Source organism: Sagittula salina (genome assembly GCF_017813235.1).
In the GTDB taxonomy this organism is placed as follows: domain Bacteria; phylum Pseudomonadota; class Alphaproteobacteria; order Rhodobacterales; family Rhodobacteraceae; genus Sagittula; species Sagittula salina.
Window position 1 is genome coordinate 158,727 of sequence record NZ_JAGISH010000003.1, and the last position, 25,753, is coordinate 184,479.

The following is a 25,753-nucleotide window of genomic DNA, read 5'->3' on the forward strand; positions in this document are numbered from 1 at the left end:
GCCAATGAGCAAGGTCGTTGTCGTGGGCGCCGGTCAGGCCGCCGCATCGCTGGTGGCGCGACTGCGCTCCAGGGGCTTCGAAGGCACCATCACCCTGCTGGGCGACGAACCCGTCCCGCCCTACCAGCGCCCCCCCCTGTCCAAGGCCTACCTGCTGGGCGAAATGGAGGAAGACCGCCTCTACCTCCGCCCCGCCAGCTACTACCCCGAGAACGGCATCGACCTGCATGTGAACGCCCGCGCCATAGCCATCGACCGCCCCGAGCGCAGGGTCGTGGCGGAGGGCCAGACCTTCGACTACGACCACCTCGTGCTTTGCACCGGCTCCCTGCCGCGCCATCTGCCCGCGGCCATCGGCGGCGCGCTCGACGGCGTCTACACCGTGCGTACGCTGGCCGATGTCGACCGCATGTGCCCGGCCTGCCAGCCCGGCGCGCGCGTTCTGGTTGTGGGCGGCGGCTACATCGGGCTGGAGGCCGCTGCCGTCTGCGCCAAGCTCGGCCTGACCGTCACGCTGGTCGAGGCCGCCGACCGCATCCTGCAACGTGTCGCCGCCCCGGAAACCTCCGCACGGTTCCGCGCCCTGCACAAATCCCACGGCGTCGACCTGCGCGAAGGCACCGGCCTCACCCGCCTGATCGGCGACACCCGTGTGACCGGCGCCGAACTGGCCGACGGCAGCACACTGGAGGTCGATTTCGTCATCGTCGGCGTCGGCATCACCCCCGCCACCGATCTGGCCGATGCAGCCGGTCTCGAAATCCGCAACGGCATCAGCGTCGACAGCCACGGCCGCACCTCCGACCCGGCAATCTGGGCGGCGGGCGACTGCGCCTCCTTCCCGTACGCGGGCCTCGTGAGCGATGGTCGCATCCGGCTGGAATCCGTCGGCAATGCCATCGACATGGGCGAACTGGTGGCCGACAACATCATGGGCGCCGAACGCGGCTACAAGGCAAAGCCGTGGTTCTGGTCCGACCAGTACGACGTGAAATTGCAGATTGCCGGGCTGAACACCGGCTATGACAATATCGTCACCCGCACGGAGGGCGAAACCCTGTCGCACTGGTACTTCAAGGGCGACACGCTGCTCGCCGTGGACGCGATGAACGACTCGCGCGCCTACATGGTCGGCAAACGCCTGATCGAGGCGGGCAAATCTCCCGAGAAATCCGCCGTTTCCGACCCGGCGACCAACCTGAAGACCCTGCTGAAAGCGTGAGGATCATCGCCGGAGACTGGCGCGGCCGCCGCCTCGCCGCGGTGGGCAAGGGCGATCCGGGCGCGCACCTGCGCCCGACAACCGACCGCGTGCGCGAATCGCTGTTTTCCATGCTCGCCGGGGGCCGCTTCGACCGGAAAATTCAGGACGGGCCAGCCTTGGACGGATCATCCCCGAACGCCCCCGCGGGCAGCGGCGACCCTTTCGACGGCGCCACCGTGCTCGACCTCTTCGCCGGCACCGGCGCCCTGGGGCTGGAGGCCCTGTCCCGCGGGGCCGACTTCTGCACCTTCGTCGAAAGCGGCCGCACCGGCGCGCGCCTCGTGCGTGAAAACCTCGACCTGCTGAACGGGCACGCCTATGCCGCGCTGCTGACCTGCGACGCCACCCGCCTGCCGGCGCGGCCCGCGACCACTCCGCCCGCCAGCCTCGTCTTTCTCGACCCACCCTACGGCAAGGGCCTGGGAGCCCGCGCCATAGCCTCCGCGAGGGCGCAGGGCTGGCTCACGCCACAGGCCCTCATCGTCTGGGAAGAAAGCACCCCCCAGCCCGCACCCGAAGGCTTCACCCTCCTCGATGCCCGGCGTTACGGCGACACCCACGTGACCCTCCTCCGCGCCCCCTGAGCCCCAACCCCGCAGCCCCGCCCGACCCCGCTTCTTTGGTTCAAAAATACCGCAGGGGCAGCGCGCCCGCTCCGCTTTCGAACCAACGAAACATGGGTTGCGAAATCGCCCCGCACAGCTTCTGCGTCCTCAGCCTCAAAGCGGCCCCTGACAGCCAGACCGGACCACGCCGCAACCCTGCCGCGCGGCAAGACCCGCCCCGCCAAACCTCGCCTTCCGCAGGGACAAACCGGTCCACGCAAACGACAGGGACACGCGCACGCGCCGGTTTCTCCTTGGTTCAAATACCGCGGGGGAGTCCGCCATCGGCGGACGGGGGCAGCGCCCCCTGCTCCCTTTCGAACCTCCGCGTGATAGATTGCGAGACTGACGCCTCCAGTTCGAAAAATTCGGAAGATTCAACAACTAACGGCCGGGCACCGCCCCCTGCTCCCTTTCGAACCGGGGCGGCGTCAGGATGGTGTTTCGAATGCCCGGCTTGACGCGTTGTCTCATCCGGGGGCGCTGCAGCCAACGGCAGAGCTGGACCCCTTCGTTTTCACCCTGTCGCGCTTCACGCGCTTCTCCGCCCGATCCCCCGCGGCCGGGGCAGCGCCCATACTCTCACACTGCCGCACCAGCGCGACGGGGACCACTCTCACCTTGTCGCGCAGCGCGCCACAGGAGTACGTCCCTCCCAAAGCGGGACGCCCTCAGCTGACCGAGGAACCAAAGCCCCATCCGCCGAAAAACTTGCCAAACCCTGAATGGCCAAGCCTAACCCATTGAAAGACAAGCACCACGATCCTGTCCCAGCATGGGACAATCACAGGGCGGCCGCCAGCCTCACGCCCTGATCGATGGCCCGCTTGGCGTCGAGTTCGGCCGCCACGTCGGCGCCTCCGATCACGTGGCAGGCGATCCCGGCCGCCTCCAGCCGGTCCGCGAGGGACCGCTCGCTGACCTGCCCCGCGCAGAGCACCACCGTGTCGCAGGCGATCACCTCGGGTCGCTCCCGCGCCTCCCCATAGGAGACGTGAAGCCCCGCGTCGTCGATCCGCTCGTAATTCACCCCGGCCCGCATCTCGACCGCTTTCATCTGGAGCGAAGCCCGGTGGATCCAGCCGGTGGTCTTGCCCAGCCGCTTGCCCGGCTTCTCGGCCTTCCTCTGCAGCATCACGACCTCGCGGACGGCCGGCTCCGGGCGCGGCCCCTCGGGTGCCAGCCCGGCACGGGCCAGGGCCGGATCGGTGATGCCCCATTCCCGCATCCAATCCGGCAAGTGCTCCGTCGGGCTATCTCCGGTCACGAGGAATTCCGACACGTCAAACCCGATCCCCCCGGCGCCGATCACCGCCACCCGGGGACCCGCCTGGGCGCGCCCTCTCAGGACATCGACATAGCCCAGGACCGAAGGGTGATCCTGCCCCGGTATGCCCGGATCGCGCGGGACCACCCCTGTCGCCACAATCACCGCGTCGAAGCCGCCCAGATCCTCCACGGTTGCCTCCACCCCGAGGCGCAGCGCCACGCCCGCCTCCTTTAACGAGGCCGCGAACCAGTCCACCAGACCGTGGAATTCCTCCTTGCCCGGCACCTGTTTGGCCATGTTCAATTGGCCTCCCACCTCTCCCTCACGATCAAAGAGAGTCACCCTGTGGCCGCGCTCCGCCGCCGTGAGCGCCGCCGCCATGCCTGCCGGTCCTGCCCCCACGACCGCCACAGCCTGCGTTTCTGCCGCCGGGGCGACGACCAGCTCGGTTTCGAAACCCGCTTTCGGGTTCACCAGGCAGGACGATACCTTCCCGGCAAAGGTATGGTCCAGGCAGGCCTGGTTGCAGGCGATGCAGGGCGCAATCAGATCGGCGCGCCCGGACGCCGCCTTGTTGACGAAGTCCGGGTCGGCAAGGAACGGCCGCGCCAAAGACACCATGTCGGCGCAGCCCTCTGCCAGCACCTGCTCCGCGACCTCGGGCGTATTGATCCGGTTGGAGCAGATCAGTGGTATGCCGACCTTCCCCATAAGTTTTTTCGTCACCCAGGCAAAGGCCGCGCGCGGGACGCTGGTCGCGATGGTCGGAACCCGCGCTTCGTGCCAGCCGATGCCGGTATTGATGATGGACGCACCGGCCGCCTCGATCGCCTGCGCCAGGTGGACAACCTCCTCGTGCGTGGAACCGTTCGGCACGAGGTCGATCATCGAAAGCCGGAAAATGACGATGAAATCGTCGCCCACTGCCGTGCGCACCCGCTTCATCACCTCCACCGGGAGGCGCATCCGGTTTTCGTAGGAAGCACCCCAGCGGTCCTCGCGCCGGTTGGTATGGGTCACGAGGAACTGGTTCAGGAAGTAGCCCTCGGACCCCATAACCTCGACGCCGTCGTACCCCGCCTCCCGGGCTCGGGCGGCGGCGGTGGCGATGTCGGCGATCTGTTTCTCGATCCCGGCCTCGTCCAGTTCGGTGGGCTTGAAGGGAGAGATCGGCGACTTGATCGCACTCGGCGCCACGCAATCGGGCCCGTAAGCGTAGCGCCCCGCGTGCAGGATTTGCATGGCGATTTTTCCGCCACCCGCGTGCACCCGATCCGTTACCATCCTGTGGTTGGAGATATCCTCGGCCGAGAACAGCCCCGCCGCCCCGGGAAAAACACCGCCCTCGCTATTCGGTGCCATACCGCCGGTCACCATCAGGCCCACCCCGCCGCGCGCCCGCGTGGCGTAGAACTCCGCCACCCGGTTCCAGTCTCCACGCTCCTCGAGATTGGTGTGCATGGAACCCATCAGAACGCGGTTCTTGAGCGTGGTGAACCCCAAGTCTAACGGATGCAGCAGATGCGGGTATTCGGTCATGTGTAGGCCTCCCTCTGTAAGGCGGCAGCACACACCATAGACCTGACCTTGTCACCGGCCTACGTCACGTCAGAAACCCCGGGACCCGAACGCCAGTTCGGAGAAGGGGTCACGCCACGTTGCGCCCCTCGCCCCCAGCTTCGTTCTTCGCGGTCGTTTCCTTAATGACCCAATCGACCTCGTCGCCCTCGACCTCGGCTTGCCCCGCGACCTTGAAGTTCTCCATCCTCTTTGCCAGATCCTGTGCCGCGCGCGCGATACGGTCTGACATCGCTGCGAGCTCCTCGCTCATCGCGGCGTTCGACTGGGTGTTGCCGTCGATAGCACTCATGGTGCGCGTCAATGCCTCCAGCGCGTCGCTCTGCTCTGCCGATTTGGAGCTGATTTCCTTGTTGTAGCCGGTCACCCGCCCCACTTCGCTGCGGATCTCCTCCAGCGAGGCAATGGCCCCGGAGACCAGCTCGACCCCTTCGGCCACCCGGTCTTCGGAATCCACGATGAGATCACGGATGCCGCTGGCCGCCTCCGCCGTGCGTTGCGCAAGTTGCTGCACCTCCATGGCGACGACGGCAAAACCTTTGCCCGAGGCGCCGGCGCGGCTCGCTTCCACCCCGGCGTTCAATGCCAGAAGGTTGGTCTGGAAGGAGATATCGTCGATCAGGTCGATGATGCGGGCGATCTCGTTCGATGAGGTCTCGATCGAACGCATTGCCTCCATTGCACGGCCGGTGATTTCGCGCGAGCGTTCCGCCCGGTTGTTGGCCTCCTGAGCGGCCTGGCTCGCCTCTCCGGCCATCTGCGCGGTCGAGCGCACAGCCTCCGTCATGGAGTTGAAGGTGGAACTGGTTTGCGCCAGTTCGTAGGCTTGCGCCTCCCCCCGATGCGACAGGTCAGTGGTGGAGGACGTCAGTTCCGCCGCCTCGTGGTGGAAGGTCTGCGCGGCGGAATTCGTTTCCGCGATGGCGTCGCGCAGCGTTTCCACCGCGCGGTTGAAATCCCCGCGCATCGCCTCGTACTGCCCTTCGAGGCGCTGAGAAATAAAGCAGGTCAGGTCGCGGTCGGCCAGACGTTCCAGCCGTGAGCGCAGGAGATCGACAACCTCGTTGGCCTGCCGCTCTGCGTCATGAGCCTGCGCCTCTGCGGCGGCGGCGGCCTGCGTCTGGCGGGTCTGCTCCTCTGCCGCCGTCTCCAGCTGCGCCATCATGCGGTTGCGGCTCCAGATCCGCGTCACCAGAACGCCCGCCTCGATCACCACGATGACCGCGTGGACCACCGTCCGTTCAAGGTTCAGCGTGAGATCGGTCGAAGGATAGACGAGGCCGGGCAGAAAGACGGTAAAGCCCAGGTGATGCACCGCCGTCAGTCCCGCCGCCCAGACCACCAGCGAAACCCGGGGCAACGAGGAAACCGTCGCCAGCGTGGCAAAGAACAGCATGTGCATATCGATCTGCCAGCCGTGCCCCGTGGCAGAGGCCGTCGCCAGCATCGGCAGCCCGGTCATCGCCGCCACCAGCGCGTATTCCGCCAGCGAATTGTGCATCCGTTTGGCCACGAAGCCCAGCAACAACAGCGCCAGCGTACCTGCCACAGGGATCATCAAGGAATTCCCGGCAAACCAGGCGACGAAAGCAGGGAAGGGAGCCACCAGCAGCATTGCATTGAATGCAAGGTTGCGGTTCGACTGGTTTGCGGACATGCGACGTGCTCCGTATACAGGCAGACCCGCCCCCGGATGGGAACGGGCCAGAACGGAGTTAGACCGCGAATCTTTCTGCGGACTTAAAGATAAAATTCACTCGGCCGCGTCACGGCGCTCCAACACCCAATCCGGGCGGGGAAAGTGACAAGTGTAACCATTTGGCAGCCGTTGCAGATAGTTCTGGTGCTCCGGCTCCGCCTCCCAGAAAGGACCCACGGGCTCCACCTCTGTGACCACCTTGCCGGGCCAGCGACCCGACGCCTCCACGTCGGCGATGGTTTCCAGTGCCGTCTGGCGCTGCGCCTCGTCGACGTAGTAGATGGCTGAGCGGTAGCTCATCCCGAGGTCGTTGCCCTGCCGGTTCGCCGTGGTCGGATCGTGGATCTGGAAGAAGAATTCGAGAAGCTTCCTATAGGACGTCTTCGCCTGGTCGAACAGGATCTCGATCCCTTCCGCATGGGTGCCGTGGTTGCGGTAGGTCGCGTTCTCCACGTCTCCGCCGGTATAGCCCACGCGGGTCTCCTCCACCCCGGGCAGCTTGCGGATCAGCTCCTCCATGCCCCAAAAACAGCCCCCCGCCAGTACAGCGCGCTCAGTCATTCAGATATCCTCCACCTGGGAAAGGTAGGCGCCAAAGCCTTCCGCCTCCATCTCCTCTTTCGGGATGAAGCGCAACGCCGCCGAATTGATGCAGTAGCGCAACCCGCCGCGATCCGCCGGCCCGTCCGGGAAGACGTGGCCGAGGTGGCTGTCACCGTGGCGCGACCGCACCTCCGTGCGGACCATGCCATGACTCACGTCGCGCAATTCAACGACATTCTCCGGCTCCACCGGCTTCACAAAGCTGGGCCAGCCGCAACCGGACTCGTATTTCGCCGCGCTGGCAAAGAGCGGCTCGCCGGAGACGACGTCGACATATAGCCCGACCGCCTTGTTTCCGAGGTATTCCCCTGTGCCGGGCCTCTCGGTCCCGTTCTCCTGTGTGATGCGGTATTGCTCCGGTGTCAGGGCCTCGATAACCTCAGGCCTGCGTTCGAATTTTACCGGATTTTCGGACATGCTTGCCTCCTGTACGCGCCGCGCGGGCGCAATTTCGGGTGTCGCACAGGATATGGGGCCTGTTGCCGATAAGCAAAGCCTTGGCGAAACATCGCACACGATGACGTGGTTCGGGTTGCGTGATGCGGTCTGGGCTGCGATGTAACAGGCGGGTGACGACCGCAATTCTCCCAAGAACACGCAAAGTCGCCTCGGGCGCGGAGATGGCAGCTCTGCGCCCGTCAAACCCTCCCTCCGAGACAACGCAACGCGCGCCGCCCGTCGGGCAACCGCCAGGCGGTTACCTGTCAACCGTCGCTGAGTGATTGTGTGTTGGCAGCACGTCCCCCACTCGGCACGCTCCGACTCCATCACGCTTTCGTATAGTATGCAAGCCTCCGATTGACCCGGCGTCGCCCGATTTCATTCCCGACGCGTGGATTGTGACAGCCGCGCCACGGCCCAGCGCGCCGCGTCCGACACCGCCTCGTCGGCGTCCTCACACAGCCCCTGCGCCACGGGAAAAAGCGCCGGCACGCCGGAGTTCCCTATGGCATAAAGCACATTGCGCACCATGCGGTCGCGACCGATGCGCTTGATCGGGCTGCCGGAAAACCGCGCGCGGAATCCCGCATCGTCCAGCACCGCCAGCTCCGCCAGAGGCGGCGCGCCGACCCTGCTCGCATACTTCACCTCTTCCGCGCGGCGAGCGAACTTGTTCCATGGGCAGACCGCGAGACAATCGTCACAGCCATAGATGCGGTTGCCAAGCCCCGACCGGAGATCCTCGTCCACCGGGCCGCGGTGTTCGATGGTCAGATAGGAAATGCAGCGCCGCGCATCCAGCTGGTAGGGCGCCGGAAAGGCGTTCGTCGGGCAGATATCCAGACATTTGCGGCAGGACCCGCAGTGGTCCACCTCCGGCGGATCCACCTCCAGCTCCAGCGTGGTGAAGATGCAGCCAAGGAAGAACCAGGAGCCAAGCCGCCGACTGACAAGGTTGGTGTGCTTGCCCTGCCAGCCCAGTCCAGCCGCCTGACCCAGCGGCTTTTCCATCACTGGCGCGGTATCGACAAAGACCTTGATCCCGGGCGCGCCCCGGTCTGGTTCTGGCCCCACCGGTTCGGCCCCCGCAGCCTCAATCAGCCATCGCCCGAGCCGCTTGAGCTTCTTCTTCACAACGTCATGGTAATCGCGGCCCTGCGCGTAGACGCTGACCGCGCCGCGCTCCCGTTCGGACAGAACCGCCAGCGGATCGGCCTCCGGGCCGTAGTTCTCCGCCAGCATCACCACCGACCGTGCTTCAGGCCAGAGCGCCTGCGGATCGCCGCGCCACCCCATGCGCTCCGCCATCCACGCCATCTGCCCGTGACGCCCAGCCTCGACAAAGGCCGCGAGCCGCGCCGCCACCTGCGGCACATCGGAGGGGCGGCACACCCGCGCCTCCGAGAACCCCGTGACCTCCGCCTGGCGTTTCAACGCTGTGGTCAAATCCGTCAAACCGCGCCCCTGCTTCTGCCTGGGTCAAATATCTCCGGGGGTGAATTGGCCGCAGCCACGGAGGGGGCAGCGCCCCCATCGATTTTTCGCAGGAAAATCATCCGCGCGCCACCAGGCGGGCGCCCCGGCTCAGAAGTCGAGATCCGCATAATGCGCTGGCGGCGGGAAACCCGGCACCTGATCAGCCAGGATCGACCGGAATGCCGGGCGCGACTTGATCTTCGCGTACCAGTCCTTGACCGTTTCGGAGCGGTTCCAGTCCACATCCGAGATATAATCCAGCGCCGACAGATGCGCGGCGGCGGCGAAATCCGCCAGTGTCATGGCGTCACCTGCCAGCCAGCGGCGGTGCTCCAGCAGCCAGGCCAGGTAATCGAGGTGATACTTGATCGCCTTCGCGCCCGCCTTCACGTTGCCGGAATCCGGGAACCCGGCCTTCATGACCTTCTTGTTGACCCGCTCGTACAGCAGCTTTGAGGTCACCTCATGATGGAACTTGTCGTCGAACCAGCTGACCAGTCGGCGCACCTCGTAGCGCCCGTCGGCTGACCGCGGCAGCAGGGCGGGTTCGGGATACTTCTCCTCGATCCACTCGCAGATGGCCGCTGATTCTGCCATGGTCTTGCCGTCCATGCGCAGCACCGGCACCTTGGCCGCGGGGTTGCGGCGCAGGAAGTCCGGATCCTGCTCCCAGTACCGCTCCTCCACCAATTCGCATTCGATCCGCTTCTCCCCGAGGCTCAGACGCACCTTGCGGCAGAACGGAGAGAGCGGCACGTGATACAGCTTTGCCATGAAAATCCCGATGCGTGACGATGCCCCGTCCTACCTCCGATCACACACCGGGTTCAAGCCACCGCACCATGCCCGCGTGTCCCGATTGCGCCCTGATAGCACTGTGAACACAAGCGGTCCCCGGCCGAAGGGGGGCTCAGCCGGCCTTCCCGGTCTCGAAACAGGCGGCGCGCCCGTCCGCGGCGATGGTAGCCGCGCCGTCCTGAATCGCCCTTGCACGGCGGTTCAGGGCCTTGTCCGGATGCGCGGCGTCCCGCGTCTTGGGGGAGGGCAGCACGGCAGCCAGAAGCGCCGCCTGCCGTGCGCTCAGATCGCCCGGCGCCACGCCGAAGTAGTGCCAGCTGGCCGCGTCGATGCCGAACACACCCTCGTCGAATTCCGCAACGTTGAGATAGACTTCGAGGATCCGGCGCTTCGACCACATGGCCTCCACCAGCGGGGTCAGCCCCGCCTCCAGCGCCTTCCTGACCCAGGACCGATCCTGCCAGAGGTAGACGTTTTTCACCACCTGCTGGCTGATCGTCGACCCGCCGCGTTCCGAACCATCGGCAATCGCCGCGCGGATCGCATCCATGTCGAACCCCCAGTGTTCGCAGAAATTGGCGTCCTCCGCCGCGACGACGGACCGTGCCATGGCCGGGGCCACGGCCTCGATATCGACCCATGTCCGGGCGAGATGCCCCAGCCGCTGTTTCTCGGACCATATCGTGTGGGTGCTGGGCGGGTTCACCACCGAAAAAAGCGCCACTGCCAGAACGACGAAGCCCGCCACCCCCAAAACTCCCTTCAGGGCCAGCCGCCGCAACCGCTTGCGCGGAGACGGTCCTGCATTGCCCTTGCCTGCCTTGCGCGCGGTCTTGCGCGCCGGTTTCGCCCTAGATCCAGCCATGGCCCCTCTCTCACATGATGTGCGCCGGGACGCGAGTACAAATCGAGGCGGCACGGTCCGTCATCGAACAGAGCCGCCTCGTCACGTGAGACTGAGAGATCATTGTCAAGTTCTTCGTGGCCCTTGGTATACCGTCCGAATTGCGAACAATCTCTTTATGACCGGGCAATCGGATGCTGGGCGGATGCAATCGGAGCGGAATTGCGGTGCACGGTGCAAAGGCAGGCACAGCCGACAAGTCACGCCTGAATCGCGCCCCGTTCACATGGCCGGGTCAGGTGGCGGTTCGTGGACATGCTCGGGCATCGGCTGCTCCTCCGGCGGTGGCTCCACTTCACGCACATCGTATCGTCGCAGAATGCCCGCCGTCGCCTGCCCCCAAGGGCTGGCTTGCGTCCGTGCCTGATGCGCCTCGAAGGTGGCCCTGTCCTCGAACTGTTCGTGCACCGTCCAGATGCCGCCCCCCACGGGCTGCACGTCGAACAGGATGCAGCCCGACTCTGCCCGCGTCAGGGCCACATGATCGGGCAGGTATTGCCGAACCGTGTCCGCCTCCGGGCCGTAACAGATCAATTCCCCGGTCAATTCGATCATCTCAAATCCTCCAAAAGAAAAATGCGCGCCCCAAGCATCCCCGGAGCGCGCAACCATTTCAAGCCTTGAGGTCCTTACCTCGCATCAGACACCGCGCGGCGCCGGAACGGTGGCCTTACTCTGCCGGAACTGCCAGCGCGTCCTCGATGCCCAGCGGATGCGGGATCTTGTTCAGCATCTCCTTCGGGCAGATCTGCAGGAAGTTGGCCTTTTCCAGATCCCAGTGCTGCAGAAGCTCCGCGCCCTTGACGGAACGGGTCTCCTCCACGTGACGTTCGATCAGCGCCTTCAGCTGGTCTTCCCAGGCCGAGACGGTGACCGGGCAGGTCACGATGCTTTCGAGGTTCATCAACTCGGTCGCCACGCCCTTCGGATCGTAAAGGTAGGCCATGCCACCGGTCATGCCCGCGCCGAAGTTCGCGCCGATTCCACCAAGAATCACCGCTACGCCGCCGGTCATGTATTCACAGCCGTTCGACCCGCAGCCCTCGACCACGACGCTCGCGCCGGAGTTCCGGACCGCGAAACGCTCGCCCGCGCGACCCGCGGCAAAGAGATAGCCGCCGGTCGCCCCGTAAAGCACGGTGTTGCCGATGATCGTGTTCTCCGATGCAACCAGCGGCGAGACCAGCGGCGGACGCACCACGATGGTCCCCCCCGACAGACCCTTGCCTACGTAGTCGTTGGCGTCGCCCGAGACCTCAAGCTTCAGCCCCGGCGCGGCGAAGGCACCGAGCGACTGGCCGGCGGAACCGGTCAGCTTCACATGGAGGTGGTCGGGCTGCAGCGCGTTGCGCATCCCGAACTTCGAAACGATATGCGAGGAAACCCGCGTACCCACAGACCGGTGCGTGTTCATCACCGAATATGACAGCTGCATCTTCTCACCGTCCTGGAGGAAGCGCGCGGCATCCCGGACAATCTCCGAATCCAGCGTTTCCGGTACGGCGTTGCGCGCCTTGTCACGGTTGTACTCGATCTTGTCCGAGCCATCGACGCGGATCAGCAGCGGGTTCAGGTCGAGATCGTCGAGGTGCTCCGCACCGCGGCTCACCTGCGTCAGCAGGTCGGCGCGGCCGATCACCTCGTCGAGGCTGCGCGCACCGATCTCTGCAAGGATTTCCCGCACTTCCGTCGCGTAGAAGGAAATCAGGTTCACCACCTTGTCGGCCGTGCCGGTGAACTTTGCCCGCAGGCTTTCGTCCTGTGTGCAGACGCCCACCGGGCAGGTGTTCGACTGGCACTGGCGCACCATGATGCAACCCATGGCGATCAGCGCGGCAGTGCCGATGCCGTATTCCTCGGCCCCCATCATCGCCGCCATGACGATGTCACGACCCGTGCGCAACCCGCCATCCGTGCGCAACGTCACGCGGCTGCGCAGGTTGTTCATCGCCAGAACCTGATGCGCTTCCGACAGGCCCATCTCCCACGGCAGGCCCGCGAACTTGATCGAGGTGCCCGGAGATGCGCCCGTGCCGCCGTTGTGACCCGAAATCAGGATCACGTCGGCCTTCGCCTTTGCCACGCCCGCCGCGATGGTGCCAACGCCGGAGGAGGCCACCAGCTTCACCGTCACCTTGCAGCGCGGGTTGATCTGCTTGAGATCGTAGATCAGCTGGGCGAGGTCTTCGATGGAATAGATATCGTGGTGCGGCGGCGGAGAGATCAGTGTGACCCCTTCCGTCGAGTGCCGCAGCCGTGCGATCAGCTTCGTCACCTTCATGCCGGGCAGCTGGCCGCCCTCGCCGGGCTTCGCGCCCTGCGCGACCTTGATCTCCAGTTCCTCGCAGTGGTTCAGGTACTCCGCGGTGACGCCGAAGCGGCCCGATGCCACCTGCTTGATCTTCGCCGACGGGTTGTCGCCGTTCGGTTCGGGGACAAAGTGCGCCGGATCCTCGCCGCCTTCGCCGCTGTCGGACTTTGCGCCGATGCGGTTCATCGCCACGTTCAGCGTCTTGTGCGCCTCGGGCGACAGCGCGCCCAGCGACATACCCGGCGTGACAAAGCGCTTGCGGATCGAAGTGATGGATTCCACTTCCTCGATCGGGAGCGCCTTGCCCAGCGGCTTGATCGCCAGCAGATCGCGCAGGTGTATCGGCGGGTTAGACTGCATCGCATTGGAATACTGCTTCCACAGCTCATACGATGCCCGGTCGCAGGCTGCCTGCATCAGGTGCATGTTCTGCGCGCCCCATGCGTGGGTTTCACCGGACTTGCGCGCCTTGAAGAAACCGCCGATGGGCAGCACGTCGCGGCCGGACTTGAAGCCCAGGGCGTGCACTTCCTCCGCCTTCTTCTGGATGCCGTTCACCCCGATCCCCGAAATCCGGGAGATCATGCCAGGGAAGAACTCCGCGCACATGGCGCGGCTCAGGCCGACCGCCTCGAAGTTCAGGCCGCCCCGATAGGAGGAGATGACGGAAATGCCCATCTTCGACATGATCTTCAGCATGCCCTGGTCGATGGCCTCGCGGTATTGCGCCATGGCCTCTGTCAGGTTCATCTCCAAGAGACCGCGCTTGATGCGGTCTGCCAGGCTGTCCTCGGCGAGGTAGGGGTTCACGATGGTCGCGCCCGCGCCGATCAGCACGGCAAAGTAATGCGGATCGACGCATTCCGCCGAGCGCACGTTGATCGAGCAGAAGGTCCGCAGGCCCTTGCGCGTCAGGTGGCTGTGCACCGCGCTGGTGGCCAGAATCATCGGCATGGCGACGCGCGCCTCGGTAACGTTTTCGTCGGTCAGGACGATGTGGCCCGCGCCGGAGGACACGGCCTCTTCCGCCTCGATCCGGATGCGCGCAAGCCCCTCGGACAGCGCGCTCTTGCCGGGGGCAAAGGTGCAGTCGATGGTCACGCTGGGGGCGTTGAAGTGCTTCTTCACCTCATCGAACTGAGCATTGCCCACGAAGGGCGTGTCCAGCACGAGGATCTCCGTCTGCGCCGAGCTTTCATCCAGCACGTTCTTGAGATTGCCGAAACGCGTCTTCAGGCTCATCACGCGGAATTCGCGCAGGGAGTCGATGGGCGGGTTCGTCACCTGGGAGAAGTTCTGCCGGAAGTAATGCGACAGCGGGCGGTACTGCTTCGACAGCACGGCCGACGGCGTGTCGTCCCCCATGGAGGCCAGCGGTTCCTTGCCGTCCTCTGCCATGGGCGCCAACACCTCCTCGAGCTGCTCGATGGTAAAGCCCGCGGCGATCTGCCGGCGGCGCAGTTCCGCACCCTCGAACATCGGCGTTTCGGTGATCTTGGCCAGTTCGTCGTCCAGTTCGTTGATCTTGCCGACCCACTCGCCGAACGGCTGCGCGGCGGCCAGCCGGTCCTTGATCTCCACGTCGTGGTACAGCTTGCCCTCCGCCATATCGACGGCAATCATCTGGCCCGGTCCAAGCGCGCCCTTTTCGCGCACCGTGCCCTCCTCGACCGGCACCATGCCCGCCTCGGATCCTGCGATCAGCATCCCGTCGCCGGTGACCACGTAGCGCATGGGGCGCAACCCGTTGCGGTCCAGCCCCCCGCAGACCCAGCGCCCGTCGGTCATCGCCAGCGCCGCCGGCCCGTCCCACGGCTCCATCACGGAGTTGCAGTACGAATACATGTCGCGCCAGGTCTCGGGCAGTTCCACCGCCTGCTTCGACCACGATTCCGGGATCAGCATTGTCTTCGCCATCGGGGCCGACCGCCCCGCGCGCACCAGCACCTCGAACACGCCATCCAGTGCAGCCGAATCCGACGATCCGGTGGCGATGATCGGTTTGATATCCTCCGCCAGCTCGCCAAAGGTCGAAGAGGCCATGCGGATCTCGTGGCTCTTCATCCAGTTGGTGTTGCCCTTGATCGTGTTGATCTCGCCGTTGTGCGCCAGCATCCGGAAGGGCTGCGCCAGCCACCACTGCGGGAAGGTGTTGGTCGAATAGCGCTGGTGGTAAATCGCAAAGGCCGATTCAAACCGCTCGTCCTGCAGGTCCGGGTAGAATTCGGACACCTGCTCCGCCAGCATCATCCCCTTGTAGATGATCGACCGGCAAGACAGCGACGCGATGTACAGCTGGCCAACGCCCGCCGCCGCCGCCGCTTTCTCGATGCGGCGCCGGATGACGTAAAGCTCGCGCTCGAATTGCTCCTCGTCGACGCCCTTGGCGTTGGAAATCAGGATCTGCTCGATCTCGGGGCGCGTGGCGTTGGCCTTTTCGCCGAGGCAATCGACGTTCACCGGAACGTGGCGCCAGCCGTAGATATAGTAGCCCATGCGCAGGACTTCGGTTTCCACGATGGTCCGGCAGGCTTCCTGTGCGCCGAAATCCGTGCGCGGCAGGAACACCTGCCCCACCGCCAGCAGTTCGTCGCGGCGCGGCGCGTGACCGGTCCGCTCCACCTGATCATAGAAGAAAGCCACTGGAATCTGTACGTGGATTCCCGCGCCGTCGCCGGTCTTGCCGTCGGCATCCACCGCGCCCCGGTGCCAGATCGCCTTGAGCGCGGTGATCCCCGCCTCCACGACCTTGCGCGACGGCTTGCCGTCAAGGCTCACCGCAAGACCGACGCCGCAGGAAGAATGCTCCTCGCTCTCGTGGTAGAGGCCGTTCTCGGCCATCCATTTGCGCTTCGCTTCCTCGGCCCGGACCCATTCTGCATCGTACTTGGTCATGGCTTCCGCCCTCCGTTCATGGCCACGCATGGCCGTCTCAGTCGTTCAAGGGTCTTGCGACCCGATTCACCGGACCCGATCCGAAGCCCCTGCCTCTTCTCGGTCCAAATACTCCGGGGGTCCGGGGGCTTGCCCCCGGCGCAGCCCCGTCAGCGCATCGCGCTCATCAGCACGCCGCAGCCGTACTTCGGCGTCACCGTCAGGAACCCCTCCTCGCCCGGCTCCACGAACTCGCGCGGGGTCCTGTCGAAGGAGGTCGAAACGCCCTCCACCACCGAGGTCCCCTTGCCGGAGAAGAACCGGTGCCACCGCTCCGAGACGTATTCCGCTCCGGTGTAAGTTTCGATCAGAGTCCCGTCCACCTCGTCGGTGAAGGCCACCTCGAAGACGGTGCGGTGCAGGACCTCGCCCGCCACCAGCACGCCGCGCTGCACGATCCGGTCCCAGCCCGTCGCGCGCACCAGCCGCCCGTTCGGCCAGCGCTCGACGAAATCGAACGGATGCTCGCCCCTGGCCAGCAGCGCCGAAACGTCAAGCGGCGCATCCGCCGGCCTCACCGTCTCCGTTACCGCGCCATCGGGCAGGCTGACAGAGGACAGCCACTGCGCCTCCGCGTCGATCCGGCTCAGAAAGTTCGGCCCGCCCTCGGTATAGACAATACGGAAACGATCACCGCCGGTGTCGGCACAGGTATAGTGATGCTCCACCCGGCATTCGTTCAGCTGCGCGGTCAGATGCGCCTCGCAGCCCTCGGGCGGGACGAATGTCCGCTCTCCGGCCACCACGGGCATCGCGAAGCAGAGCGCGCAAAGCCCCCCTGCACCGATCCCCTGTCGCAGCCGTTCTGACATTCTTCACCTCTCCCGATCACAAGTCAGCACTGCTGACTTTCACTGCTGTCTGCAGGGTCACCCCGCGCACATCGTGTATGCATGGGTCGTGCATCCCCCCGATTCCGCCGCTGGATCGGGGGCTGCGCTCACTCCGCCGCCACGGCGGCCTTCGCGTTCAGGTCACCCAGCAGGGCCTCCGCACAGTCGCGCCCATCACGGATTGCCCAGACCACGAGGCTCGCGCCCCGCACGATGTCGCCGATGGCATAGACTCCCGGCAGCGCGGTCCGGCCGGAGGTGAACTCCGCCTTTACAGTACCCCAGCGCGTCACTTCCAGATCCTCGGCCCCCCAGAGCGTCGGCAGTGCCTCCGGCTCGAAGCCGAGGGCTTTCACCACCAGATCGGCGGGCTCGTCGTAATCCGACCCCTCGATGATCTCGGGACGCTGGCGCCCGGAGGCATCCGGCGCGCCAAGCCGCATCTTCTGGACTGTGACACCCGTCACGACATCGCCGCCCTTGAACCCCACCGGCGCGGTCAGCCATTCAAAGACCACGCCCTCCTCCTCGGCGTTCTGCACCTCGCGCTGCGATCCGGGCATGTTGGCCCGGTCGCGGCGGTAAAGGCACTTCACCGATTCAGCGCCCTGCCGGATCGCCGTACGCACGCAGTCCATCGCGGTATCGCCGCCGCCGATGACGACGACCTTTTTGCCCGCCGCGTTCAGCGTGCCGTCCTCGAAAGCTTCGACCGTGTCGCCGAAGTTCGCTGCCTTGTTGGAGGCGGTCAGGTAGTCCAGCGCCTTCACGATGCCCTTGGCGCCCGCGCCCGGACCGGCCAGGTCACGTGACTTGTAGACCCCGGTGGCGATGATGACCGCGTCATGTTGCGCCCGGATCTCGTCGAACGACAGATCCTTGCCCACGTTGCAGTTCATCACAAAACGCACGCCGCCCTGCTCCAGCTGCTCGACCCGGCGCATCACCACGTCCTTCTCCAGCTTGAAGCCGGGAATACCATAGGTCAGCAGCCCGCCGGCACGGTCGTAGCGGTCGTATACCGTCACCTGCAGGCCCGCGCGGCGCAGCATGTCCGCCGCCGCGAGACCGCCGGGACCCGCACCGATTATGCCCACCGTTTCCTGGCGCTCAAGCGCCGGGGTCGGCGGCTTCACCCAGCCTTTTTCCCACGCGGTGTCGGTAATGTACTTCTCGACCGACCCGATGGTCACCGTGCCATGGCCCGACTGTTCGATGACGCAGTTGCCTTCGCACAGCCGGTCCTGCGGGCAGATGCGGCCGCAGATCTCAGGGAAGGTATTGGTGGCCTGGCTGATCTGGTAGGCCTCTTCCAGCCGCCCGGTTGCGGTCAGGCGCAGCCAGTCAGGGATGTTGTTGTGCAGTGGGCAATGGCTCTGGCAGTAAGGTACGCCGCATTGCGAACACCGCGCCGACTGCTCCCGCGCCTTGGCGTCGGCGAACTCGGCGTAAATTTCATCGAAATCCTTGTTGCGGACAGTGGCCTCACGCTTCTCGGGCATCTCTCGCGCGGTGGTGACGAATTTCAACATCGGCTGCTTTGCCATGTGACGCGGACCTTCTTCAAAATGGGACTTCAGGTGTTTCGCGCCTCTTTATCCGAGCTCGCAGTCGAAGAAAAGTCAGAAGAGCTGACCTAAATACAGGATTTTCAGGAGCCTTCTACAGAATTCGGCACGAGCGGTGCATTTTTAGGTCCGACCCGGACCTATCATCACTCTTTTCATCACAAAACAGGTCTTTATACCTGCGCGCAAAGACCCTCCCAGGATACCCTCATGCCGCTCCTCCAGCTAATGATTCTCGCCCTGATCCAGGGAATCACGGAATTCCTCCCCGTTTCCTCTTCGGGCCACCTGATCCTTCTGCCCCAGCTGACCGGGATGCAGGACCAAGGCCAGGCCATCGACATCGCGGTGCACGTGGGCACGCTCGGCGCGGTCATGCTCTATTTCTGGGGCGACGTGCGCGTCGCAGCCATGGGTGTGCCGCGCATGATCACGGGACGCATCGATACGCCCGGATCGCGGCTTGCCTTTCTGCTGCTGATCGCCACCATTCCGGTAATCCTCCTTGGTCTGGTGCTGAAAGTGACGGGAATCGCGGACATGATGCGCTCTACCGCCGTGATCGGCTGGACAATGCTGATCTTCGGCATTGTCCTCTGGTGGGCCGACAAGACCGGCCCCGAGGAAAAGGTCGATACTGACTGGACCCGGCTCGATGCGCTGAAGATGGGCCTCTGGCAGGCCGTGGCCCTGATCCCCGGCACCTCGCGCTCGGGCATCACCATCACGGCGGGCCGCTTCATGGGGTACACCCGCCACGACGCGGCCAAGCTTTCGATGCTGATGTCGATCCCGACGATCCTCGCCTCCGGCGGCCTTCTGATGATTGACGTGATCGGCAACACGACCCCCGGTCTCTGGCGTGACGCGGCGATCGGCGCCACCTTCGCCTTTGTCGCGGCGCTTGCGGCCCTGACCCTGATGATGCGCCTTTTGCGCTCGGTCAGCTTCACGCCCTACGTGATCTATCGCGTGATCCTCGGCGTCATCCTGCTGGCCGTGGCCTACGGCTGACCCGCAGGGGACGTGCTTTTTGCCATGCAAATACTTTCGGGCGCGCGAGCGCGGGACACTCGCAGGCCGCGACGCGGCCCTCACTCCCGGTGATATGGCGCCCCACCAAGGATAGAGGCCGCGCGATAAAGCTGCTCTGCCAGCATCACCCGAACCAGCATGTGGGGCCAGACCATCTTGCCGAAACTCAGTGCGAAATCCGCCTCCCCACGCAGGACCGGGTCGATCCCGTCCGCCCCGCCGATGACAAAGGCCACATCGGAACAGCCCGTGTCGCGCCAGCGCGCCAGCTCCCCGGCAAACTCGGGCGAGGTCATCACCCGCCCCCGCTCATCAAGTGTGCAAAGCTTTGCGCCAGAGGGCAGCGCCTTGCGCAAAAGCGCTGCCTCCGCTGCCATGCCGCCACCCTTGCGGTCCTCGACTTCAATGACCGAGACCGGACCCAGCCCCATGCCGCGCCCGGTCTTGCCGAAACGATCGATATAGTCGGACACAAGGTCGCGCTCCGGGCCGGCCCGAAGCCGGCCCACGACGCATAAATGGACCCTCACCCTGCGATCAGGCCGTGGCCTGCGCGGGCATCCACATCTTCTCGAGCTGGTAGAACTCGCGGACTTCGGGACGGAACAGATGCACGACGACATCGCCTGCGTCGAGCAATACCCAGTCACCGGTGTCCTTGCCTTCCATCTTGGCAAAGATGGAAAAGCGCGCCTTCAGCTCCTCGGAAAGCTTTTCCGACATGGCCGCCACCTGCCGCGAGGAGCGACCGGAAGCGATCACCATGAAATCGCAAACAGAGGTCTTGCCGCGCAGATCGACCTGCACGACGTCATCGGCCTTGTTGTCATCGAGAATCGAGAGGACCGCATCGCGAAGCTCTTCGCTGGTGTAGTCCGTATGGGCAGCGACCGTCATCGGCTGGCCCGGTGCAGCGGCTGCGGCCGCAGAGTGCGTGGCAGACAGGACATCGTCCTCCTTGTGCATGGCGCGCCTGTGACACGCCCCGGCGCCGGGCTGTCTTTATATAGCACGCGAATCGTGAATTTCCAATGTCACCGTCAATCGGGACTGGGCCGAAACGCCCCCTATGCCGATTCCTGCCGCAGATGCAAGGGAGCCGTACCGGAACCGGCGCGATGCCCCGCCCCCCGATTACACGCCCTGCAGACCGCCGTCAGACACGCCCGTCCTCACGCGACGCCCGCCACCAGCCAGAGAACGTACCCCATCCACACAAGACCCAGGGCCCAGACGCCCTTGACGATCCAGCCTGTCCGGCGGTGAAGCCCGGCGTAAACAGCCAGCTCGTCGGTTTGCGGGTCCTTCGGCGGCGCATAGTCCGGTGCCTCGCCCAGGGCGCGCTGCGAAACCGTCGACAGATTGCGAACCGCGCGCCGGATCTTTGACCGCCGCCATCCGCTGGCCAGTGTTATCGCAAAGACAAAGACCATGGCCAGCGACCATTCCGCACTCATGCCCATTGCTTCATACCCCCTGTTTGCCTGGTTCGGCGTATTGCAGCCGCTTGCCACTGTCCCGCTCTGGCAGGATCGCGACCGCCTGCTGAAGCGCCCCATCCGGCACGGTCGCCTCCCGTACCCGGGTGCGCTTCAGCAACTTCCAGCCGTTGGTAATGTTGCGGCAATGCCAGAACCCCGCCTCGCCCCGGAACCACGAAGGGAAAGGCAGCCGTTCCAGCCGGTGCTGGCGCCACTCGAAATGCCGCAGGGGGCCGTTTGGCACCATGCACCACTTGTCCGGGCAGGCGATCTTCGGCGCATCCCGGAAACCATGCGCGCGATGCGATGGATAGCCCTCGAAGCCGGGTTCCGGATGCACCCAGTAGCCGGGAAAGGCCAGGTAGCCAAAACGACTGTCGACCGCTGTATCAAAAATGGAGCCCTCGGTCGTGACCAGTTCGTCGATATCGCAGTTCAGCACGGCGCGGGCATTCCAGAGGAAACGATGCCGCACGGCGTTCAGTACACAGAACTGCAGGAACAATTCTGCGTTCGCATAGGGTTTCTTGCCGCGTGGCCCATAGGGCGCATCGGTCACCAGCACCCGCGACATCGCTACCCCGCCGCGCTGGATGGCCGCGCGCACGACCTCCGGCCCATAGGCCGACCCGTTATCGACGAACAGCACGGCATCGGCCCCATGATGGACGACGTGATACCGCACCCAATCCTCGATCCACGCGGGATCATTGTCCTTCGACAGGGTCACCAGCACGTTGCACCCGGCAAAAGTATCCTCGGCGGCATGCACCCGTGTCTCTCCGCGCCAGCCGCCGATCTCGATCGAGACCCGCAGTGGCACCTCCCGGCTGCGCAGCGTCACCACGGAATGCCGGTCGAAATACTGCACCCGCGCCCGCACGGTCCGGCCATCTAGCGCGAACCGCGCCCCGCGCATCGCCCCCCTCAGAGAGGTCAGCCTGGGGCAGATCAGCCGTACCACCCCATCGCGCCAGACCGCGTCAAGCCAGAGCGTCTGCGCGTCGAAACGCTCAAGGTAGTCCGCCTCGTGAAACGCCTCGCGCACGCGCGACCGGCGGGCGAGCCCGCTGCCCTCCAGCGTCAATGTCGCGAAATCTCCCAAGCGGCTCTCCCTGGCAACCTGCCGCTGCCCTTCGCATGGATCGCCCGCCAGCTTCAAGCACCGCCCGCCTCCGGCTCCGTGGAGCAGGATACCGGGGCACCATGTTTCTCCGTGGTGCAAATACTCCGGGGGAGACCGCAGGCCGGGGGCTGCGCCCCCAATCAACGACTCCAAAAAGAACAAATCATGAACTATAATGCGACTCATGTTCGCCGAGCTTTGCATCACCTCCAACTTCACCTTCCTCACCGGGGCCTCGCACCCGGAGGAGTACATGGAGCGTGCGGCCTTTCTCGGGATCAAGGCCATTGCCATCGCCGACTGGAATTCCGTGGCCGGGATCGTGCGGGCGCATACACAGGCAAAGGAGATCGCCTATCAGCTGAAAGAACGCGCCGAGGTGGAGGCGCGTGACGGCCCCATCGGTCCGCCCGCCCCGCCGGACTTGCCGGCGCCACCTCCGGGCACGGTGCACAGCGCGCCGATCCACACTGTGCCCCGACTGATTCCCGCAGCGCGGCTGACCTTTGCCGAAGGGCTCGAAATGACCACGCTGGCCACCAGCCGCGTGGGTTGGGCCACGCTTTGCCGTCTCATCACCCTCGGCCGCCGCCGGGCGGAGAAGGGGGGCTGCCACCTCTCGCTCGACGACCTGCCCGAGGATATGCGGGGGCTCGTTCTCCTGCTGCACCCGCCACACAAAGCGCCCTCTCCGCGCGACGCGGATGCATGGGAGTCACGGGCGCAACGACTGGCGTGCCGCCTCCCCGGGCATGTGCACCTCGCCCTCGCCCCCCGCTACGACGGGCAGGACCTGCACCACTTCGCCCGGCTCTCCGCAGTGGCGGAACGGCTGGGCCTGCCCACCGTCGCCACCGCGCAGCCCCTGATGCACCACGGCCGCCGCCGCCGGCTGGCGGACGTGCTGACCGCCATCCGTCTGGGCCAGCGGGTGGAGGACCTCGGGGCGGGCACGCTCGCCAACGCGGAACAGCGTCTGCGTTCGGAGGCGGAGATGCGCCGGATCTTCGGCCCCTTCAGCGATGCAGTGACCCGCGCAGGTGAACTGGCGGCGCGTTGCCAGTTCGACATTGCGTCCCTGCGTTACGAATACCCCACCGAAATCACCGGCATGGAGACCGCCACCCAGCGCCTGTCGCGCCTCGCCCACGAGGGCCTGCGCTGGCGCTACCCGCAGGGCGCCCCCGAGAAGGCCCGCGCGCAACTCGGCCACGAACTCGCCCTCATCGGGAAACTGAAATACGAGCCATACTTCCTCACGGTCCGCGATATCGTCGCCTTTGCCCGCAGCCGTGGCATCCTCTGCCAGGGTCGTGGATCAGCGGCCAATTCCATCACTTGCTACTGTCTCGGCGTCACCTCCGTCTCGCCCGAGGTGGGCACCATGGTCTTCGAACGCTTCGTTTCAGAGGCGCGCGACGAGCCGCCCGATATCGACGTCGATTTCGAGCACGAGCGCCGCGAGGAGGTCATCCAGCACATCTACGAACGCTACGGTCGCCACCGCGCGGGGCTCTGTGCCACCGTGATCCATTATCGCGGCAAACGCGCCATCCGCGAGGTCGGCCGGGCCATGGGACTGTCCAGCGACACCCTCGGCGCGCTCAGTTCGCAACTCTGGGGATTCTTCTCCACTAATGGGCTGGAGGAACACCGCATGCGCGAGATCGGCCTCGATCCCTCTGACCGGCGCCTGCGCCTGACTATGGATCTGATCGAGGAAATCATCGGCTTCCCGCGTCACCTCAGCCAGCATGTTGGCGGCTTCATCGTCACCGAAGGGCGGCTGGACGAACTGGTGCCGATCGAGAACGCCGCCATGGACGGGCGCACGGTGATCTGCTGGGACAAGGACGACATCGACGCGCTGGGGATCCTGAAGATCGACGTGCTCAGCCTCGGGATGCTGACCTGCATCCGCAAGGCATTCGACCTGCTACGCCTGCATCACGGGCTGGACTACACGCTGGCCACTCTGCCGAAGGAATGCCCCGAGACTTACGACATGCTGTGCCGCGCCGACAGTCTCGGCGTCTTCCAGGTGGAATCCCGGGCGCAGATGAACTTCCTGCCCCGGATGAAGCCGCGCTGCTTCTACGATCTGGTAATCGAGGTAGCCATCATCCGCCCCGGCCCGATCCAGGGCGACATGGTCCACCCCTACATCCGCCGCCGCAACGGCGAGGAGGCGGTCACCTTCCCGTCGGACGAACTGGGCCGCGTACTGGGCAAGACGCTGGGCGTGCCGCTGTTTCAGGAACAGGCCATGCAGATCGCCATCACGGGGGCGAACTTCACCCCGACGGAGGCGGATCGCCTCCGGCGCTCCCTTGCCACCTTCAAGAGACACGGCAACGTCAGCGAATTCCGCAACCGCTTTCTGAAAGGAATGGAGGCGAACGGCTACGACGCCGATTTCGCCGACCGCTGTTTCTCCCAGATCGAAGGCTTCGGCTCCTACGGCTTCCCCGAAAGCCACGCGGCAAGCTTTGCCTTGCTGGTCTATGCCTCCGCATGGATCAAGCGGCATCACCCCGGCCTCTTCGCCTGCGCGCTGCTGAACGCGCAGCCCATGGGATTTTATGCGCCGGCGCAGATCATCCGTGACGCGCGCGAGCACGGCGTGACCGTCCTGCCCGTCGCTATCAACCGCAGCTTCTGGGACAATGTCATGGAACCGGACGAGAACGGGCGGCTCGCACTGCGGCTGGGCTTCCGTCAGATCAAGGGCCTGACGGAGGAAGAGGCGCAGTGGGTATCCGGCGCGCGGGGCAACGGCTACCACTCGGTGCGCGACGTCTGGCGGCGGGCAGGGCTGGCACCCGCGCTGCTGGCGCGGCTCGCCGAGGCGGATGCCTTCCGCGCGCTGGGGATGAACCGTCGCGATGCGCTCTGGGAGGCAAAGGCGCTGGTTAAGGGGCCGGAACTACCGCTTTTCGCGGGCGACATGGACGGCGAGGCGATCACGGAACCCGCTGCCCACCTGCCCCGGATGACGCTGGGCGAGGAAGTCGTGGAGGATTACGTCGCGCTGCGCCTTTCGCTCCGCGCACACCCGGTGGCGCTCCTGCGGCACCTGCTGACGCCGCCGACGGGGAAGGCCGCAGCGATCCCATGGGGTGCGCAGGGGGGCTCCGCCCCCGTCCCTGCGGGACTCCCCCGGAGGTATTTGGAAAGCAAAGAAGCAGGAAACCCGCGCGCCCCGGCCCCCGGCCGCGATCCCCGCGACATGCCGGGCCCGGTCACCCGCACCTGGGACGGCCGCCCCGGCAGTCAGACGCGCTCCTGATCCGCACGCCCCGCTTGCGCCCGACGCGCCGGGCGCGGAAACTGCCTCGACACGCAAGGAGACCACCCGTGATCGCCATCATCTTTGAAGTCATTCCCGCCGAGGGCAAGACCGACGCCTACCTCGACGTTGCCGCCACCATGCGCCCGCTCGTCGAACAGGTCGAAGGTTTCATCTCCGTTGAACGCTTCCAGTCCCTGACCACCCCGGGGAAGCTCCTCTCCCTCTCCTTCTTCGAGGACGAAGCGGCGGTCGAGCGCTGGCGTCAGCTGGAAAAGCATCGCGCTGCCCAATCCGCAGGCCGCAACGCACTCTTCGAGGACTACCGCCTGCGCGTGGCCCACGTTCTGCGCGACTACGGCAAACATGACCGCACAGAGGCCCCCGCCGACAGCCGCACCGCACATGAGGGATGATCCCGACTTGGGTAAGCGCTGATCTGACTCAGGTCAAATCTGGGCAGGCCTAAATCCAAGGCACAGGCCGCCCAGCTGGAACCACGACAAAAAAGCACGGGGGGGGGGGCGTGGCGCCAGCC

Annotated in this window: 20 protein-coding genes; 5 read left to right on the plus strand and 15 right to left on the minus strand. The window is 65.5% G+C overall.

Translation table 11 applies throughout. From position 1 onward, the window contains the following. Positions 1-4 precede the first annotated feature (4 nt). Both J5474_RS06985 and J5474_RS06990 read left to right on the plus strand, forming a co-directional pair. Entirely contained in the window at positions 5-1,222 is a 1,218-nt protein-coding gene (locus J5474_RS06985) for an NAD(P)/FAD-dependent oxidoreductase (protein ID WP_209360093.1), read from the plus strand. Then, positions 1,219-1,848 (plus strand): RsmD family RNA methyltransferase, encoded by a 630-nt coding sequence (locus J5474_RS06990; RefSeq protein ID WP_209360094.1) that lies wholly within the window; start codon positions 1,219-1,221, stop codon positions 1,846-1,848. The genes J5474_RS06985 and J5474_RS06990 overlap by 4 nt, the downstream gene beginning before the upstream one ends. Before the next feature lie 805 nt (positions 1,849-2,653). Here J5474_RS06990 and J5474_RS06995 read toward each other — a convergent pair. The 11 genes from J5474_RS06995 to J5474_RS07045 all read right to left on the minus strand — a co-directional run bounded on the left by J5474_RS06995 (position 2,654) and on the right by J5474_RS07045 (position 18,263). After that, a complete protein-coding gene (locus J5474_RS06995; RefSeq protein WP_209360095.1) occupies positions 2,654-4,678 on the minus strand; it encodes an NADPH-dependent 2,4-dienoyl-CoA reductase in 2,025 nt (674 codons plus the stop codon). Positions 4,679-4,787: 109 nt separating this feature from the next. Then, positions 4,788-6,374 carry a methyl-accepting chemotaxis protein gene (locus J5474_RS07000; protein WP_209360096.1) on the minus strand — a complete coding sequence of 529 codons (1,587 nt, stop codon included), beginning with the start codon at positions 6,372-6,374 and terminating at the stop codon, positions 4,788-4,790. Between the two features lie 96 nt (positions 6,375-6,470). Further along, entirely contained in the window at positions 6,471-6,977 is a 507-nt protein-coding gene (msrA, locus tag J5474_RS07005; RefSeq protein WP_209360097.1) for a peptide-methionine (S)-S-oxide reductase MsrA, read from the minus strand. Next, a complete protein-coding gene (gene msrB, locus J5474_RS07010; RefSeq protein WP_209360098.1) occupies positions 6,978-7,436 on the minus strand; it encodes a peptide-methionine (R)-S-oxide reductase MsrB in 459 nt (152 codons plus the stop codon). A gap of 402 nt (positions 7,437-7,838) precedes the next feature. Continuing rightward, the gene (gene queG, locus J5474_RS07015; RefSeq protein WP_209360099.1) at positions 7,839-8,915 is read right to left on the minus strand and encodes a tRNA epoxyqueuosine(34) reductase QueG; all 1,077 of its coding nucleotides are present in this window, start codon (positions 8,913-8,915) and stop codon (positions 7,839-7,841) included. A gap of 129 nt (positions 8,916-9,044) precedes the next feature. Continuing rightward, positions 9,045-9,710 (minus strand): FtsZ-binding protein FzlA, encoded by a 666-nt coding sequence (gene fzlA / locus J5474_RS07020; RefSeq protein ID WP_209360100.1) that lies wholly within the window; start codon positions 9,708-9,710, stop codon positions 9,045-9,047. A gap of 136 nt (positions 9,711-9,846) precedes the next feature. Continuing rightward, positions 9,847-10,599 carry a monofunctional biosynthetic peptidoglycan transglycosylase gene (gene mtgA / locus J5474_RS07025; RefSeq protein WP_209360101.1) on the minus strand — a complete coding sequence of 251 codons (753 nt, stop codon included), beginning with the start codon at positions 10,597-10,599 and terminating at the stop codon, positions 9,847-9,849. Positions 10,600-10,860: 261 nt separating this feature from the next. After that, positions 10,861-11,193 (minus strand): putative quinol monooxygenase, encoded by a 333-nt coding sequence (locus J5474_RS07030; RefSeq protein ID WP_209360102.1) that lies wholly within the window; start codon positions 11,191-11,193, stop codon positions 10,861-10,863. A gap of 115 nt (positions 11,194-11,308) precedes the next feature. Beyond that, on the minus strand, positions 11,309-15,844 hold the full coding sequence (gene gltB, locus J5474_RS07035) for a glutamate synthase large subunit (RefSeq protein ID WP_209360103.1): 4,536 nt from the start codon (positions 15,842-15,844) through the stop codon (positions 11,309-11,311). 149 nt (positions 15,845-15,993) lie between these two features. Continuing rightward, a complete protein-coding gene (locus J5474_RS07040) occupies positions 15,994-16,695 on the minus strand; it encodes a hypothetical protein (protein ID WP_209360104.1) in 702 nt (233 codons plus the stop codon). Positions 16,696-16,823: 128 nt separating this feature from the next. Beyond that, entirely contained in the window at positions 16,824-18,263 is a 1,440-nt protein-coding gene (locus J5474_RS07045) for an NAD(P)-dependent oxidoreductase (protein ID WP_209360105.1), read from the minus strand. Between the two features lie 231 nt (positions 18,264-18,494). Between J5474_RS07045 and J5474_RS07050 the strand changes: the two genes are divergently transcribed. Further along, the gene (locus J5474_RS07050) at positions 18,495-19,298 is read left to right on the plus strand and encodes an undecaprenyl-diphosphate phosphatase (RefSeq protein WP_209360106.1); all 804 of its coding nucleotides are present in this window, start codon (positions 18,495-18,497) and stop codon (positions 19,296-19,298) included. Between the two features lie 80 nt (positions 19,299-19,378). Here J5474_RS07050 and rlmH read toward each other — a convergent pair whose 3' ends face one another. The 4 genes from rlmH to J5474_RS07070 all read right to left on the minus strand — a co-directional run bounded on the left by rlmH (position 19,379) and on the right by J5474_RS07070 (position 21,905). Further along, the gene (rlmH, locus tag J5474_RS07055; RefSeq protein ID WP_209360107.1) at positions 19,379-19,849 is read right to left on the minus strand and encodes a 23S rRNA (pseudouridine(1915)-N(3))-methyltransferase RlmH; all 471 of its coding nucleotides are present in this window, start codon (positions 19,847-19,849) and stop codon (positions 19,379-19,381) included. Positions 19,850-19,856: 7 nt separating this feature from the next. Next, on the minus strand, positions 19,857-20,285 hold the full coding sequence (gene rsfS, locus J5474_RS07060) for a ribosome silencing factor (protein ID WP_209360108.1): 429 nt from the start codon (positions 20,283-20,285) through the stop codon (positions 19,857-19,859). A gap of 206 nt (positions 20,286-20,491) precedes the next feature. Further along, positions 20,492-20,776 (minus strand): hypothetical protein, encoded by a 285-nt coding sequence (locus tag J5474_RS07065; protein WP_209360109.1) that lies wholly within the window; start codon positions 20,774-20,776, stop codon positions 20,492-20,494. 10 nt (positions 20,777-20,786) lie between these two features. Then, positions 20,787-21,905 carry a hypothetical protein gene (locus J5474_RS07070; RefSeq protein WP_209360110.1) on the minus strand — a complete coding sequence of 373 codons (1,119 nt, stop codon included), beginning with the start codon at positions 21,903-21,905 and terminating at the stop codon, positions 20,787-20,789. Between the two features lie 205 nt (positions 21,906-22,110). Here J5474_RS07070 and J5474_RS07075 point away from each other — a divergent pair, with 205 nt between their 5' ends. After that, positions 22,111-25,215: an error-prone DNA polymerase gene (locus J5474_RS07075; protein ID WP_209360351.1), complete on the plus strand. Its 3,105-nt coding sequence runs from the start codon at positions 22,111-22,113 to the stop codon at positions 25,213-25,215. Positions 25,216-25,283: 68 nt separating this feature from the next. Then, positions 25,284-25,631, plus strand: a complete 348-nt coding sequence (locus tag J5474_RS07080; protein WP_209360111.1) for an antibiotic biosynthesis monooxygenase family protein — start codon at positions 25,284-25,286, stop codon at positions 25,629-25,631. The last annotated feature ends 122 nt before the right edge of the window (positions 25,632-25,753 follow it).